Raw genomic sequence first — 15,848 nt, forward strand, 5'->3', positions numbered from 1 at the left:
GTGTTGATCGGGCATGCATCCCAAGCACCGCTTGTGAAGTTTCTGTGAGGCGGAACGGGGTGCCCGTACCTCCGGTATCACTCCGCGGTGACCGTGAAGTGACACACTTCACAACCACTGGTGGGAACTTCCGCGTTCCGACGGGTGCTTCCCACCCGTGCCCCCGGTTCTGGGTGAGGCGGGGGATCGCCCGCTTTCGCCACCGGCACCGGGAGCATCGTCGTCATCTGACCCGGCACCGACGGCGCCCACTCCGCGGACGCGGGGTGGGCGCCGGCCGCGAACCTTCACCACCCCACCGGAAAGGGCGCGTTGAGCTCCGCAGAACACCCCGAACCCGCCATGGCCGCCTGCCGCCTGCCGGACACCCCGGACATGCTCATCGTCCCCGCCCTCGCCCCCCGCCCAGCGGGACTGGCTGGACCGGGCCGCCCTCCGCCACACCTACCGCTGCCTCCCCCTGCGCGTCGCCAACCAGAACGGCTGGTGGATCCTCAACAACAGCACCTTCACCGTGCGCTGGAACGGCGGGGACGCGACGGAGGACCTGACCGTCCGCTACGCCGACGAGGACGCCCCCGCCCCGGCGATGAGCCACTTCGGCCACGGCATCCTGACCTTCCACATCCCCTATCTGATCCGGACCCCGCCCGGCTGGAACCTGCTCGTCCGCGGTCCCGCCAACGCTCCCAAGGACGGGGCGCACCCGCTCGAAGGGCTGGTGGAGGCCGACTGGGCCGTCGCCACGTTCACCATGAACTGGAAGCTCACCCGGCCCGGCGCCGACATCACCTTCGCGGCGGGCGAACCCGCTCTCATGCTCGTACCCCAGCGGCGCGGGGACCTGGAGAGCATCCGCCCCCGGCGCGCCCCGCTCGCCCGCATGCCGGACGCCGACGACCACCGGGCCTGGCACGAGAGCCGCATCGGCTTCGCCCAGGCCTTCGTGGCGGGCGAACCGTCCGCCGCGGACGGGTGGCAGCGCCACTACATGCGCGGTACGCACCCGGCCGCGACCCGGGCCTTCCCCGACCACCAACGGACCCTGCGGCTGCGCGACTTCGCCGAAGACCCCGTGGTGGAACCCGCCGACGAAGGGAGCGCGTCATGAGCCGGATCACCGTGGGCATGGCGACCTACGACGACTACGACGGCGTGTACTTCACGCTCCAGGCGCTCCGGCTCTCCCACGCCCCGGAACTGGCCGACGCGCAGTTCGTCGTGGTGGACAACAACCCGTCCGGGCCGGTCGCACCCGCGCTGCGCGCCCTCGCCGACCGCATACCGGGCTACCGCTACCTGCCCTTCGGGCAGTACGCGAGCACCGCCGTCCGGGACCTCGTCTTCCGGGTGTCGCGGTCGCCCGTCACCCTGTGCCTGGACTCCCACGTCCTGCTCGCCCCGGGGGCCGTACGCGCGGTGCTCGACCACTTCGAGCAGCGCCCGGACAGCCGCGACCTGCTCCAAGGGCCCATGATCGCCGATGGTCTCGACGACGGCCGCGAACCGCCGTCCACTCACCTGGACCCCGAATGGGGCGACGGCATGTTCGGCGTGTGGCGCACCGACCCGCGGGGCGCCGACCCCCGGGGGAAGCCGTTCGAGGTGGGCATGCAGGGCCTCGGCCTGTTCGCCTGCCGCACCGACGCCTGGCCGGGCATCAACCCGCGCTTCCGCGCCCACGGCGGGGAGGAGGGCTACCTCCACGAGAAGGTCCGGCGCGGCGGCGGCCGCGTGCTGTGCCACCCGGGCGTCCGCTGGCCGCACCGCTTCACCCGGGCCACAGGGGCCGACCTTCCCCCTCACCCTGCTCGAACGCGTACGCAACTACCTCATCGGCCACCATGAACTCGGCCTCGCCGCCGACGGTTTGACGGAACACCTGCGCGGCCTGGTCGGCGACGACCACACGCGGGACGTGCTCGACCGGGCGCGCAGGCAACTCGACAGCCCCCTCGCCCACTTCGACGCCGTCGTCTGCCTGCTCGCCGACGGCTCCCGGGAGACCTGGGAGGACGCCCGGCGGGTCCTCGACGGCCTCGACACCGGCTGGCTCGCGGAATGGCTCGCGCCCGCCGCCACGGGGAACGACCGGGAGACGGCGCTCCGGCAGATCGTGACGGACGCCGCCACCAGAGGACTCGACCGCGTCCTCGTCCTCGACGCCGCCGCCCTGTGCGCACCGGGAGCCGCGGAACACCTCCGCCGGGCCGTGGACCCGCTACGGACCGTCAGCCGGCGCATCCGGCCCCTGCCGGTAGCCGCCGTCGCCGTGCGGCGCGGGGCGTTCGGCCCGATCGGGCGGGGGGAACCGGCGGCCCTGGCCGCCGCCGCGCCCTGGCTCGGCGGGTGCCCCGCACCGGGCTGATGCCCGCGGGGCCGGGCGCGAGGGGCGGCGGGTGCGGCACGCTCTCACCCCGCTCGGGTACGACCTGCCGCCCGGCAACCCGGTGTTGGGCAACCCCATGGCCGGTGACCCGGCGATGCCCGCCGCCTCACCGGGATACCCGGGTTCGCAGCCCTTCGGCAAACATGTGAGCCGACTCCAGATCGGTGGCGTTCGGCCGTCCCTTCTTGATGCCGCCGACGAGCTTGAACGGAAGATAGGTGTCGAACGCGCGACACGAGAAGGTGCCGACCACCTCGAAGCCCTTCTGCTCGAGAAGTCGCACCAGGGGGCGGGAGAAGCGCTGGAAGCGCGCTTCGGGAAGGCCGCTGGTGGCGAACACGAACGCCTTGCCCCGTCGCTCCTCCGGGAGCGACTGGACGAACTCGCGCAGTTGTGGATGGAAGGACCCCAAGAAGATCCCCGAGCCGAATCCCACAAGGTCGTAGGTGGAGAGCTCTGCCTTGTCGACCTGGTCGGGACCGACGACGGGGGCCTCCAGGGCCTGGCCCATGACGTCGGCAACCCTCTTCGTGTTGCCGTGGGACACAGAGGTGCACACGATGGTGGCTTTCATGATGACGCTCCTTTTTATTTTCTCGATTTCCGTGCGGTGTCCGTCAACGCGTTCCCAAGTGCTCCTCGAATGTCCGCTTCCCCACCGCTTGTTCGGGCACGAGATGGCCGCCCGCCCGAAACGTCCGGTACGTCCTGCCTGCGAGCGGCACACTCAGCACCGGTCGGCGCCTGCCGGCCGCCCGCAGATACATGCGGGCCAGGTCCGGGGACGTATGGACCTCGGGTCCGCCCATGTCGGCCACCCGCCCCGCCGGAGGCCGCAGCGCCAACTCGGCCAGACGGTCGGCCACTTCGGCCACCTCGATCGGCTGGACGGCGACGCCGGCCGGGAGCAGCATCACCGGCAGCTTCGCCGAGGACCGCAGGACCGTGCGGACGAGATCGTGGAACTGCGTGGTGCGCAGCAGCGTCCAGCCGAGCCCCGACTCCTCGATCAGCTTCTCCACCGCGTGCTTGGACTTGTAATAGCCGAAGGGCACCCGGTCCACGCCGACGATCGAGATGTGGACGAGGTGCGGGACGCCCGCCCGGCGCGCGGCCCCGATCAGGTTCCGCGCCGCCCGCTCGTCACCGCCGCGCGGCGTCGACGCGCAGTGCACGATGACGTCCACGTCCGCCACGGCCCCGTCGAGCACGGGCCCGCCCTCCCGCAGATCCACGGCGTACGGCTCCGCGTGCCGGCTCAGCACCCGCACCTCGTTCCCCTCGCCGCGCAGCCGCTCGGTGACGAGCCGGCCGAGCGTTCCGGTGCCGCCGGTCACCAGGATCGTGGTCACTTCCGCATCAGCCCCTTCGGACGCGGGGCGCTCCCTCGTGGAACGCCCGTCATCAGCTGGGAACCGACGAGCCCGCGGAAATGTGACAGCCGCGGGAAAGAGTTTCAGGTGGACGCGAGCTGGCAGCCCACAAAGTCAAGTTTGTCCGGGTTCATTACGGCCCGTGCCGCCACGATGACGCCGCCGCGCACCTCGAACGACACGATCCCGACGACCGTGGTCCCCAGCCACGCCACCAGCGCGAGCGCCCCGTTGACCTCGGCGACCGTGAACTCCATGCCCGCCGCGAAGCGCTCCGCCCCGCCGACCAGGAACCGCAGGACCTTCTCGCGCCCCTCGACGGGCCTGCGCGCGGCCGTGACCTTGCCGCCGCCGTCGCTCCACCACATCACATCGGCGGCGAGGAGCTTCTCCAGGCCCGCCATGTCGCCCTCGCGGGCCGCCCCGACGAACGCCTCCACCAGCTCGTGACGAACCTGCTCCGACGGCTCGAACCGCGCCTCGGGCAGTGCGATCCGGCCCACCGCACGCCGGTACAGCTGGCGGCAGTTGGCCTCACCCAGATCCAGCACCCCGGCGATCTCCCGGTACCCGTACGCGAACGCCTCCCGCAGCACGTACACCGCACGCTCCGTCGGCGTCAGCCGCTCCAGCAGGACGAGCAGGGCACAGGACACCGAGTCCCGGAGCTCGGCCGACTTCAACGGGCCGAGCGCGCCGTCCGAGGTCAGGACGGGTTCGGGCAGCCAGGGGCCCGCATACTGCTCCCGCCGCGCACGGGCCGAGGTGAGGCGGTTGAGACAGAGGTTCGTGACGACCTTGGCGAGCCAGGCGCCCACGTACCCGACGGAACCGGGCTCGGTGGCGCTGAACCGCAGATAGGCGTCCTGCACGATGTCCTGCGCCTCGTCGGCGGAGCCGAGCATGCGGTACGCGAGCCCGAACATCCGCGGACGCTGACGCTCGAACTCTTCGATCGGGCCGGGTCCTGTCACTGTCGTCACGCCCTCAGCCTGCCAGAGTGCCGTGCCGCACACAGCGGCGCGCCGCTCCCCGGGTACCCCGCAGGTCCGGCCGCACCTCCGGGCGGAGGCCAACCGGTACGGTCACGGCCGAGCCTTCGGCGGACCCTGGAGCCGACGCGGACGAGATATCGATCCCGTCGTCCTGGTGTGCGGGATCATGGTTCAATGCCGTCCGTGATACCGCCCGCAATCCCTGGCAGATTCGAGTAGCGCATGGTCGAGCCCCTGGGCCCCGGAGACCCCCGGCGTGTCGGCCCGTACCAACTGGAGGGCCGGCTGGGTGCGGGCGGCATGGGCCAGGTCTACCTCGCCACTTCGCCGGGCGGTCGCAAGGTCGCGGTGAAGGTGATCCGGCCCGAACTGGCGGCCACTGCGCAGTTCCGGGCCCGTTTCGCCCGTGAGGTGGATGCCGCGCGCCAGGTCGGCGGTTTCCACACCGCCCAGGTGGTCGACGCCGACCCGGACGCCGAATCCCCGTGGCTCGTCACCGCGTACATCCCCGGTCCGACGCTGCAGCAGGTCGTCGCCGAGCGCGGGCCCCTCGACGCCGAGGCCGTTCTCCGCCTCGGCGCGGGCCTGGTGGAGGGGCTCGCGGCGATCCACAAGTGCGGCCTCGTGCACCGCGACCTCAAGCCCGGCAACGTCATCCTCGCCGACGACGGACCCCGCATCATCGACTTCGGCATCGCGCACGACCAGGGCGCCGAGACGATGACCCGCACCGGCACGGTCATGGGCACGTACGCCTATATGTCGCCGGAGCAGATACGTGCCGACCGGGCCGGGCCCGCCAGTGACGTGTTCGCGCTCGGCTCGGTCCTGGCCTTCGCCGCCACCGGCCGCAGCCCCTTCGACGCGACGACCGTGCCGGCCATCGTCCACCGGGTCACCAGCGAACCTCCCCGGCTCGACGGCCTCTTCGGCGGCCTGCGCGACCTGGTCACCGCGTGCCTGGCCAAGGACCCCGTCGGCCGCCCCTCCACCGCCGACGTCCTGACCCGCCTCTCGGTCACCGGCGCCGGCGCCCCGCCCGCCGTCGCGTTCGACGACCTGCCCACCGCACCGGGCGCCGGGTCCACCACCTCGCCCACCATCTCGCCCGCGGCCTCGCCCACCACCGCACCCGCCGTCCCCGCCAAGGCCAAGGCGCTTCCCCGGCGCACGCTGCTGTTCGGCGGGATAGCGGCCACCGCGACGGCGGCGGCCGCCGTCCCCGCGTACTTCCTCTGGCGGGGATCCGGCACGGACGCGGACCCCACCAAGCCCGTCACGCGCCTCAGCGGCCACACCTCCGAGATCGAGTGCCTCGCCTTCGCCCCGGACGGCACGACCCTGGCCAGCGGCAGCTACGACAACACGGTGCGGCTGTGGGACGTCGCCACCGGCCGCGCGCTCACGACGTACCAGGGGCACACCAGCAACGTCATGTCCCTGGCCTTCACCCCGGACGGCCGGACCCTGTACTCCGGTGGCTTCGACAAGACGCTGCGGCGCTGGGACCTGCGCACCGGCAGGCCGATGAGCGTCGTCACCAGGTACGACGGCCAGAACGACTACGTCAACTGCCTGGCGTCCAGCCCGGACGGCGGGGTGCTCGCCGTGGGCGTCGCCGGACGGGTCGAGCTCATGACGCCGTCCACCGGTCGCGTCTTCGCCACCCTCACCGGACAAACCGGCAGCATGAACCACATCGCGTTCAGCCCGGACGGCAAGACCGTGGCCACCGTGGCCTCCGAGGCCGCGGGCGGCAGGATCTGGCTGTGGACCGCCGACACCGGCCGCCACCTCAAGACCCTCACCACCGAGGGGAAGGACCACTTCAACTCGGTGATGTTCAGCCCGGACGGCAAGGCCGTGGCCGCCGCCGGCCCCGGCGTCCACCTGTGGGACCTGGCCGGTGAGCGGCATACCGCGACGCTCACCGACGACCACCCCTACCTCCAGACGGCGGCGTACCGCCCGGGCAAGGCGGTGATCGCGGGTGCCGGAGGCGTTCGCGAGGCCAACACCCAGGACGACACCGGCAAGACCGTCAGCCTCTGGGACCTCTCCACCGGGCGGGTCACCACGACCCTGACCGGCACCATGCCCAAGTCCAGGATGGACACCTCGATCTCGTCGCTGGCCTTCAGCCCGGACGGCAGCACTCTCGCGGCCGCTCTCAACCAGGTCGGCGCGACCGAGGAGTCCGCCGTCTCGATCCAGCTCTGGAAGCTCCCCTAGCGCCTCCGCCTCCCCGGCGGACACCCCCACCCTTTTCAACGGACGGTAAACATGGACGCGTTGTGGCCCGACGATCCCCAGCGGGTCGGCCCCTATCGGCTGGACGGCCGGCTGGGAGCGGGCGGCATGGGGCACGTCTACCTCGCCACCTCGCCCGGCGGCCGCAAGGTCGCCGTGAAGGTGATCCGGCCCGAACTGGCCGCCACCCCGCAGTTCCGGGCCCGCTTCGCCCGTGAGGTCGACGCCGCGCGCCAGGTCGGCGGCTTCCACACCGCCCAGCTCGTCGACGCCGACCCCGACGCCCCCTCTCCCTGGCTCGTCACCGCGTACATCCCCGGCCCGACGCTGCAGCAGGTCGTCACCGATCGCGGGCCCCTCGACCCCGAGGCCGTCCTGCGCCTCGGCGCGGGCCTCGCCGAAGGGCTCGCGGCGATCCACAAGTGCGGCCTCGTCCACCGCGATCTCAAGCCCGGCAACGTCATCCTCGCCGACGACGGACCCCGCATCATCGACTTCGGCATCGCCCGTGCCGTGGACGCCAGTTCACTCACCGCCACCGGCGCGGTCATCGGTACCTACTCCTACATGTCGCCGGAGCAGATACGCGCCGACCGGGCCGGGCCCGCCAGTGACGTGTTCGCGCTCGGCTCGGTCCTGGCCTTCGCCGCCACCGGCCGCAGCCCCTTCGACGCACCCACCCTCCTGGACGTCGTCCAGCGGATCCTGGACGAACCGCCCGCGCTCGACGGCCTCGACGGCGAGCTGCTGCGCCTCCTGACCTCCTGCCTGGCCAAGGACCCGGCCGACCGGCCCGCCGTCGCCGGCCTCCCCGCCCGCTTCGCGGGAGCCCCCGCGAGCGGGACGGCCCTCCCTCCGGCCCGGCCCGAGCAGACAGTGGTCCTGACCCCGGCGCGGCACACACCGCCCCCGCCCGCCGCCCGGCAGACGCGGGCCGCGACGGTGCTCGACCCGGGCGTGAATCCGTACGCCGTTACTCAGACGGGCCCCGCCCTGGCAACGCCCGCCACGCCGATGCCGCCCGCGCCGCCGCACGCGCCGATGCCGCCCGCCCCACAACCGGCCGCCCCACAACCGGCCGCGCGGCGCGTGTCACGGCGCGCGCTGATCTTCGGCGGCCTCGCGGTCGGCGCGGCCGCCGCGGTCGGGGTCCCCCTCCTGCTGCTCCAGGACGACGGCAACTCCCTCAAGGGCCCCGACGGCGCCGAGGGCCTCGCCTTCAGCCCGGACGGCAGGACGCTGGCCGTCTCCAGCCCGGACGGCACGATCTGGCGATGGGACATGTCCACCCGGGACAGCACCGTCACGCACATCGACATCGCCAGCTACAGCCAGCCCAACGTGTTCAGCCGGGACCTCGGACTCCTGGCCAGGGCGGTCGAGAACAAGATCCAGCTGTACGACGTGGCCACCGGCCGTGCCGGCGCCACCTTCACCGGGTCCACGTCCTACCAACTCCAGGACGGCTTCCTCGACTCCGTCGGCCTCAGCCCGGACGGCAGGACGCTGGCCGCGAGCAGCGCCAAGGGGCTGTACGTGTGGGACGTGCCCTCGGGCCGCACCCTCGCCGTCCACGAGGACTCGAAGACCGGGCCGGCGGCGTTCAGCCCGGACGGCACGCTGCTGGCCGCCGGTGACCCCTTCCAAATACGGCAGATGCCCGCCGATCAGGTCGCGGCCACCGTCGGCGGCGACGGCAAGAACAAGATCTGGAAGCTCGCGGTGTTCAGTCCGGACGGGCAGATCCTGGCCGCCGTGCAGACGGATCACACGGTGCGGCTGTGGAACACCGGTACCCGCAAGGACATGGCTGCCCTGGACCGCCACAAGGCCGAGATCCTGGCGCTCGCGTTCCACCCCGGCAGCCGGTTGCTGGCCAGCGCCGACAGGGACGGCACCGCCTTCGTGTGGGACACGGCCTCGGGCTCGCCCACCGCCACCTTCACCGACGGCAAGGCCATCCAGCAGCTGGCGTTCAGCCCGGACGGCAAGACCCTCGCGGCGGGACTCGAAAGCGGCACCGTCCGCCTCTGGGACGTTCCTTGAGGGTCGTTCAGCGGCGGTCCGTGCTGTTCGGCCCCCGGGAAGCCGCCACCAGGGCGCGGGCCAACCGCAGGTCCGACCGCACCTCCGGATGCCACTGGACCCCCAGGGCGAAGGCCGCGCGGCCCTCGTACTCCAGCGCCTCGACCGTGCCGTCCTCCGCGTACGCCGAGACCACCAGGCCCTCGCCCAGCCGGTCCACGCTCTGATGGTGGTGCGTCGCCACGTCGCACGGCTCGGGCAGCAGCTCGCCCAGGCGCGTTGACGGGACCGGCTTGACCAGATGGTCGGAGAAGGCGCCGGCGGCCGGGTTGTGGCCCTCGTGGCCGACCGCGTCCGGCAGGTGCTGCACGAGCGTGCCTCCCGCGTGCACGTTCATCAGCTGCAAGCCTCGGCAGACGCCGAGCACGGGCAGCTCCTGCCGCAACGCCTCGGCGAGCAGGGCCAGTTCCCAGCGGTCGCGCTCCGGGACGGGGGCTCCCGCGCGGGGGTGCGGCTCCTGTCCGTACAGCGCCGGGTCCAGGTCGTCGCCGCCCGCCAGGACCAGGCCGTCCAGGCGCCGGACCACGGCCCGTGCCGTCGCCGGGTCGTCCGGCGGGAGCAGGACGGCCAGGCCGCCCGCGCGCTGGACGTGCTCCCCGTACGCGGCGGGGAGCAGGGCGGCCGATGTGTCCCACGCGACGCCCCAGCGGGCCCGCGCGAGGTAGGTGGTGATGCCGATCAACGGCTGTGCGTCCATGTGTGCTTGTCCTTCCGTGTCAGCCATAGGTCAGCCATAGGTCAGTCATAGGCCAGCCATGTGTCAGCCCGTGTGCCAGCCCGTGTGTCAGCCGCGCGCGAGCTCGGCCTCGGCCGCGGCGAGTGCCGCGAACTCCTCCTCCGGCGCGTTCGCCACCAGCCGGTGCCTGCTGTAGAGGGCGAAGTACGCGGCGGCGACCGCGTAGACGCCCAGTGCGATCATCGCGGCCGCCGTGTCCACCAGGAACGTCGCCACCAGGGCCGCGCACGCGAGCACGAAGGCCACCGCCGAGGTCACCACGCCGCCCGGCGTGCGGTACGGCCGCTCCAGCCCCGGCTCGCGGCGGCGCAGCACGACGTGGGAGAGGGACATCAGGGCGTACGAGATCGTGGCGCCGAAGACCGCGACGTTGAGCATGCGCGCGCCGTCGCCGGTGGCCGCGGCGAGGGTGAAGCCGAGCGCGCCGGGGACCAGCAGCCCGAGGTAGGGGGCTTTGCGGCGGCTGGTGAGGGAGAGGAGGCGGGGGAGGTAGCCGGCGCGGGAGAGGGCGAAGAGCTGCCGGGATCCGGCGTAGATGAGGGAGAAGAAGGAGGCCACCAGGCCCGCGAGTCCGGCGTAGTTGACGATGCGGCCGAGCGCGGTCGGGTGCCCGTCGCTCTGGAGGGCCGCGACCAGCGGGTTGCCCGCGTCCTTCATGGCGTCGGCGCCGCCCGCGCCGGTCGCGGCGAGGAAGGTGCCCAGCGCCAGGACCAGCAGGATGCCCATGGAGGTGGCCATCGCCTTCGGCAGCGAGCGCGCCGGGTCCTTCGTCTCCTCGGCGGCCAGCGGCACGCCCTCGACGCCGAGGAAGAACCACATGCCGAACGGGAACGACGCCCAGATGCCCAGCACCCCGAACGGCAGCCACGACGAGGCGCCGAAGGCGCCGTGGTCGACGGGGATGTCGTGCAGCCGCCCCGCGTCGAAGTCCGTGAATGCCCCCACCGCGAAGATCAGCAGCGCGGCGACCGCTATCCCCGTCACCACGAAGCTGAACTTCAGCGCCTCGCCCACGCCCCACAGGTGGATGCCGATGAAGACCACGAAGCAGGCCAGATAGACCGGCCAGGAGGAGGTGAGCCCGAAGAGGTGCAGCGACTCGACATAGTCGCCGATGAAGACGGAGATCGCGGCCGGCGCGAGGACGTACTCGATGAGGATGGCCGTCCCGGTGAGGAAGCCGCCCCAGGGGCCCAGCGCGCGGCGCGCGAAGCCGTAGCCGCCGCCCGCCGTGGGCAGCACGGAGGCCAGCTCGGCGAGCGCGAAGACCATGCAGGTGTACATCAGGCCCATCAGGGCGACGGCGACGGCGAGCCCGCCGAAACCGCCGTGCGCGAGGCCGAAGTTCCAGCCGGAGTAGTCGCCGGAGACGACGTACGCCACGCCCAGGCCGGTCAGCAGGAGGGGGCCGGCGCTGCCGCGGCGCAGGGTGCGCTTCTCCAGATAGGCGTCGTGGGGGGCGGTGGTGGGTGGGGCGGGGGGTGTCTCCGTGCGATCTGCCATGGCCGCTCCTGCCCTCGGGGGGTAAAGGTTTTGCGCCATACCTTTGCTGGCGCGTGGCGGGTATGGCAACCCTCTGGCGTAAAAGGCTGGTTACGGGGGCCGCAGGCGCGGAGGGTCGAGGCGCGTGCCCCGCCTATGACAGAAACCCCCGCAGCAGCGCCGCCGTGCCACAGCAATGCTCGCGCATCACCTCGCGCGCAGCCTCCGCCTCCCCGGACAGGACCGCATCCACCAGCGCCGTGTGCTGCAGCTGCGAATGCTCCAGGTTGCGGACCAGCAGCGGGATGCGGTCCAGCAGCTCATTGACCGTCGCCCGCACCGCCGCGTACTGCGCGGCCAGCGTCGGCGACCCCGACAGCTCCGCGAGCGTCAGATGGAACAGCGTGTCCAGGCGCCGGTATTCGGCGAGGGGCGCGTCGTGCGTGGCGTCCAGCGCCGTCCGCAGCCGGGCCGCCTGCTCCTCGTCCAGGCCATGGGCGGCGCACAGCCCCGCCGCGCCCACCTCCAGCACCTCCCGGAACCGCAGCGTGTCCTCGACGTCGACGTCCACCTTCGTGGAGGCGGCCGTGCGGGCGCGGACGAACGTCCCCCCGTACCGCCCGCGCCTGCTCTCCACCAGCCCCTGGTCCTGGAGCACCTTCAGTGCCTCGCGCAGCGTGACCCGGCTGATGTGCAGCCGCTCCGCCAACTCGCGCTCGGAGGGGAGCCGTTCCCCCTCAGGCACCAGCCCCAGGCGGACGATCTGGAGTATCTGCTCCAGTGCCTCCTCGAAGCCGTTGCCCGCGCGGACCGGCCGCAGCACCGGTGCCAGCCGGTCCGCTGAACTCCCGTCCATCGGGACCCCTTCCCAATCAATGGTCTACGGGCCTACCTTAAGACCTCCCGGCCGGACCGACAGGAGGCAACACCGTGGCAGACCGCACGCCCCCGCTCGCCGTCGAGGAGCTGCGCAGGCTCGTGGACGCCGGGGAGATCGACACCGTCGTCCTCGCCTTCACCGACATGCAGGGAAGGCTCCAGGGCAAGCGGTTCGCCGCCCCGTACTTCCTCGACCAGGTCCTCGACCACGGCACCGAGGGCTGCAACTACCTCCTCGCCGTCGACGTCGACCTCAACACCGTGCCCGGCTACGCCATGTCGTCGTGGGAGCGCGGCTACGGCGACTTCGCCATGCACGCCGACCCCGCCACCCTGCGCCGCGCCCCCTGGCACCCCGGCACCGCGCTCGTCACCGCCGACCTCGCCTGGCACGACGGCTCGCCCGTCCTCGCCTCCCCGCGGCAGATCCTGCGCGGCCAGCTCGACCGGCTCGCCGAGCACGGCTGGAGCGCGTACGCGGGCACCGAGCTGGAGTTCATGGTCTTCAAGGACACCTACGAGGAGGCCTGGGGCCGCGCCTACCGTGGCATGACCCCCGCCAACCAGTACAACGCCGACTACTCCGTCCTCGGCACCGGCCGCGTCGAGCCGCTGCTGCGCCGCATCCGCAACGAGATGGCCGGCGCGGGGCTCACCGTCGAGTCCGCCAAGGGCGAGTGCAACCTCGGCCAGCACGAGATCGTGTTCGTCTACGACGACGCGCTCACCACCTGCGACCAGCACTCCGTCTACAAGACGGGCGCCAAGGAGATCGCCTCCCAGGAGGGCATGGCGCTCACCTTCATGGCGAAGTACGACGAGCGCGAGGGCAATTCCTGCCACATCCACCTCTCGCTGCGCGACGAGGCCGGACGGCCCGTGCTCGCCGACGCCGACGGCCCGTACGGCATGTCGAGGACGATGCGGCACTTCCTCGCCGGACAGCTCGCCGCCCTGCGGGACTTCACCCTGCTCTACGCGCCGAACATCAACTCCTACAAGCGCTTCCGCCCCGGCTCCTTCGCCCCCACCGCCGTCGCCTGGGGGCCGGACAACCGCACCTGCGCCCTGCGCGTCGTCGGCCACGGCCCCTCGCACCGCTTCGAGAACCGCCTGCCCGGCGGCGACGTGAACCCCTACCTCGCCGTCGCGGGCATGGTCGCCGCCGGCCTCCACGGCATCGAGCAGGAGCTGGAGCTGCCCGAGCCCTGTACGGGCAACGCCTACGCCGGGGACGCCGCCCACGTGCCCACCTCGCTGCGCGAGGCCGCGCGGCTGTGGGAGGAGAGCCCCATAGCGCGGGCCGCGTTCGGCGACGAGGTCGTGGAGCACTACCTCCACATGGCCCGCGTCGAACAGGAGGCGTACGACACCGCCGTCACGGACTGGGAGCGGTTCCGTTCCTTCGAGCGCATGTAAGGACATCGCGTTGCACGAGATCATCAACCCCGCGACCGAAGAGATCGTCGCCACCGTCCCCGCCTCCACACCGCGGGACGTCGACGCCGCCGTCAAGCGGGCCGCGCGGGCGCAGGCCGGCTGGGCGGCCCTCGCCCCCGGCGAGCGCGCCCGCCACCTGCGCCGCTTCGCCGCCGCGGTCGACTCCCACCTGGAGGAGCTGGCGCAGCTGGAGGTCCGCGAGGCCGGGCACCCCGTGGGCAACGCCCGCTGGGAAGCGGGCAACGCCCGCGACCTGCTCGACTACGCGGCCTCCGGCGTCGAACGCCTCAACGGCAGCCAGATCCCCGTCGCCGGGGGCCTGAACGTCACCTTCCACGAGCCGCTCGGCGTCGTCGCCGTCATCGCCCCGTGGAACTTCCCGATGCCCATCGCGGCCTGGGGCTTCGCCCCCGCGCTCGCGGCGGGCAACGCCGTACTCCTCAAACCCGCCGAGACCACCCCGCTCACCGCCCTGCGGCTCGCCGGACTCGCCCTGGAAGCCGGCCTGCCCGAGGGCCTCTTCCAAGTGCTCCCCGGCGACGGGCCCGTCGCGGGCAACGCCCTCGTCGAGCACCCCGGCGTCGCCAAGGTCGTCTTCACCGGCTCCACCGCCGTCGGCAAGCAGATCATGGCCAAGTGCGCCGCCGGCGTGAAGCGCGTGACCCTCGAACTCGGCGGCAAGAACCCCAACATCGTCTTCGCCGACGCCGACATCGAGCGGGCCGCCGCGGCCGCCCCCGGCTCCTTCCTCGACAACACCGGCCAGGACTGCTGCGCCCGCAGCCGCATCCTCGTCCAGCGCGGTGTCTACGACCGCTTCATGGAGCTGCTGGAGCCCGCGGTGCGCGCCTTCACCGTCGGCGACCCGACGGACCCCGCCACGCGGATGGGCCCGCTGATCTCCGCCGTGCACCGGGAGCGCGTACGGTCCTACGTCCGCGAGGACGCCCCGGCCGCCATCCGCGGCGAGGCCCCGGCGGGCAAGGGCTTCTGGTACCCCGCCACCGTGCTGGAGTCCGCCCCGGACGACCGCCTGGCCGCGGAGGAGATCTTCGGCCCGGTCGCCGTCGTCATCCCCTTCGAGGACGAGGCCGAGGCGGTGCGGCTCGCCAACGCCACCGACTACGGGCTGTCCGGATCGATCTGGACCCGGGACGTCGGCCGGGCGATCCGCGTCTCCCGCGCCGTCGCCGCGGGCAACCTCTCCGTCAACTCCCACAGCAGCGTCCGCTACTGGACCCCCTTCGGGGGCTTCAAACAGTCCGGCCTGGGCCGCGAACTCGGCCCCGGCGCGCTCGCCGCGTTCACCGAGACCAAGAACGTGTTCATCAGCACCGAGGAGACCCTGTGACCGACCAGAACCCCGTCTGCCGCCGCCTCGTCGGCCGCACCGCCGTGATCACCGGAGCCGGCAGCGGCATCGGTCTCGCCACCGCCCGGCGGCTCGCCTCCGAGGGCGCGAACGTCGTCTGCGCGGACATCTCCGAGAGCGCGGGCAAGGCCGCAGCCGAGGAGGTCGGCGGGCTCTTCGTGCAGGTCGACGTCACCGACCCGGAGCAGGTCGAGGCGCTGTTCAAGACCGCGTACGACACCTACGGCTCGGTCGACGTCGCCTTCAACAACGCCGGGATCTCCCCGCCCGACGACGACTCCATCCTCACCACAGGCCTCGACGCCTGGAAGCGCGTCCAGGAGGTCAACCTCACCTCCGTCTACCTCTGCTGCAAGGCCGCGCTGCCCTACATGCAGCGGCAGGGCAAGGGCTCCGTCATCAACACCGCCTCCTTCGTGGCCGTGATGGGCGCCGCCACCTCGCAGATCAGCTACACCGCCTCCAAGGGCGGCGTGCTGGCCATGTCCCGCGAACTGGGCGTGCAGTTCGCCCGCGAGGGAATCCGCGTCAACGCCCTCTGCCCGGGCCCGGTGAACACCCCGCTCCTGAAGGAGCTCTTCGCCAAGGACCCGGAGCGCGCCGCGCGCCGCCTGGTCCACGTGCCCGTGGGCCGCTTCGCCGAGCCCGAGGAGATCGCCGCCGCCGTCGCCTTCCTCGCCAGCGACGACTCCTCCTTCGTCAACGCCGCCGAATTCCTCGTGGACGGTGGCATCGCGGGTGCCTATGTAACGCCGCTGTAAAGTCCATGATCGAACGACGGGACCGGGCTGTTCCTACTCATCGTCCGGTCCCGTCGCGTGTCCTGCCCCCACGTACGTAAGAGAAC

General features: G+C 72.4%; 13 protein-coding genes and 1 pseudogene. 8 read left to right on the forward strand and 6 right to left on the reverse strand.

The features are described from left to right. Positions 1-412 precede the first annotated feature (412 nt). The 3 genes and pseudogenes from AB0435_RS21675 to AB0435_RS21685 form a co-directional block, all read left to right on the forward strand. A pseudogene (locus AB0435_RS21675) lies at positions 413-1,111 on the forward strand (DUF6065 family protein); the annotation flags it as partial. Then, a complete protein-coding gene (locus AB0435_RS21680) occupies positions 1,108-1,848 on the forward strand; it encodes a glycosyltransferase (protein ID WP_366427732.1) in 741 nt (246 codons plus the stop codon). The pseudogene AB0435_RS21675 and the gene AB0435_RS21680, both read left to right, overlap by 4 nt. A 22-nt stretch (positions 1,849-1,870) precedes the next feature. Then, the gene (locus tag AB0435_RS21685; protein WP_366003146.1) at positions 1,871-2,368 is read left to right on the forward strand and encodes a hypothetical protein; all 498 of its coding nucleotides are present in this window, start codon (positions 1,871-1,873) and stop codon (positions 2,366-2,368) included. 127 nt (positions 2,369-2,495) lie between these two features. Here AB0435_RS21685 and AB0435_RS21690 read toward each other — a convergent pair whose 3' ends face one another. The 3 genes from AB0435_RS21690 to AB0435_RS21700 form a co-directional block, all read right to left on the reverse strand. After that, positions 2,496-2,963, reverse strand: coding sequence for a flavodoxin family protein (locus AB0435_RS21690; RefSeq protein ID WP_366003147.1), 468 nt, complete (start codon positions 2,961-2,963; stop codon positions 2,496-2,498). 43 nt (positions 2,964-3,006) lie between these two features. Continuing rightward, positions 3,007-3,741, reverse strand: a complete 735-nt coding sequence (locus AB0435_RS21695; RefSeq protein ID WP_366427733.1) for an NAD(P)H-binding protein — start codon at positions 3,739-3,741, stop codon at positions 3,007-3,009. A 104-nt stretch (positions 3,742-3,845) separates the two neighbouring features. Continuing rightward, on the reverse strand, positions 3,846-4,745 hold the full coding sequence (locus AB0435_RS21700) for an RNA polymerase sigma-70 factor (RefSeq protein ID WP_366003149.1): 900 nt from the start codon (positions 4,743-4,745) through the stop codon (positions 3,846-3,848). 234 nt (positions 4,746-4,979) lie between these two features. On the opposite strand from AB0435_RS21700, the gene AB0435_RS21705 reads away from it, so the two are divergent. Then, the gene (locus AB0435_RS21705; protein ID WP_366003150.1) at positions 4,980-6,989 is read left to right on the forward strand and encodes a serine/threonine-protein kinase; all 2,010 of its coding nucleotides are present in this window, start codon (positions 4,980-4,982) and stop codon (positions 6,987-6,989) included. 51 nt (positions 6,990-7,040) lie between these two features. Beyond that, positions 7,041-9,053: a serine/threonine-protein kinase gene (locus AB0435_RS21710; RefSeq protein WP_366427734.1), complete on the forward strand. Its 2,013-nt coding sequence runs from the start codon at positions 7,041-7,043 to the stop codon at positions 9,051-9,053. Between the two features lie 7 nt (positions 9,054-9,060). On the opposite strand, the gene AB0435_RS21715 is transcribed toward AB0435_RS21710, so the two are convergent. The 3 genes from AB0435_RS21715 to AB0435_RS21725 all read right to left on the reverse strand — a co-directional run bounded on the left by AB0435_RS21715 (position 9,061) and on the right by AB0435_RS21725 (position 12,166). After that, positions 9,061-9,789: a gamma-glutamyl-gamma-aminobutyrate hydrolase family protein gene (locus AB0435_RS21715; protein ID WP_366427735.1), complete on the reverse strand. Its 729-nt coding sequence runs from the start codon at positions 9,787-9,789 to the stop codon at positions 9,061-9,063. Positions 9,790-9,876: 87 nt separating this feature from the next. Continuing rightward, entirely contained in the window at positions 9,877-11,331 is a 1,455-nt protein-coding gene (gene eat / locus AB0435_RS21720) for an ethanolamine permease (RefSeq protein ID WP_366427736.1), read from the reverse strand. A 133-nt stretch (positions 11,332-11,464) separates the two neighbouring features. Further along, positions 11,465-12,166: an FCD domain-containing protein gene (locus AB0435_RS21725; protein ID WP_366427737.1), complete on the reverse strand. Its 702-nt coding sequence runs from the start codon at positions 12,164-12,166 to the stop codon at positions 11,465-11,467. A 74-nt stretch (positions 12,167-12,240) separates the two neighbouring features. On the opposite strand from AB0435_RS21725, the gene AB0435_RS21730 reads away from it, so the two are divergent. Genes AB0435_RS21730 through AB0435_RS21740 form a run of 3 tightly spaced genes read left to right on the forward strand, consistent with a single transcriptional unit; the run spans position 12,241 to position 15,762 of the window. Continuing rightward, positions 12,241-13,608 (forward strand): glutamine synthetase family protein, encoded by a 1,368-nt coding sequence (locus tag AB0435_RS21730; protein WP_366427738.1) that lies wholly within the window; start codon positions 12,241-12,243, stop codon positions 13,606-13,608. A 10-nt stretch (positions 13,609-13,618) separates the two neighbouring features. Continuing rightward, positions 13,619-14,980, forward strand: a complete 1,362-nt coding sequence (locus tag AB0435_RS21735) for an aldehyde dehydrogenase family protein (protein ID WP_366427739.1) — start codon at positions 13,619-13,621, stop codon at positions 14,978-14,980. Then, positions 14,977-15,762: a 3-oxoacyl-ACP reductase gene (locus AB0435_RS21740; RefSeq protein WP_366003158.1), complete on the forward strand. Its 786-nt coding sequence runs from the start codon at positions 14,977-14,979 to the stop codon at positions 15,760-15,762. Before AB0435_RS21735 ends, AB0435_RS21740 begins: the two co-directional genes overlap by 4 nt. The last annotated feature ends 86 nt before the right edge of the window (positions 15,763-15,848 follow it).

Source organism: Streptomyces sp. NPDC051173, from assembly GCF_040689515.1.
GTDB lineage: Bacteria > Actinomycetota > Actinomycetes > Streptomycetales > Streptomycetaceae > Streptomyces.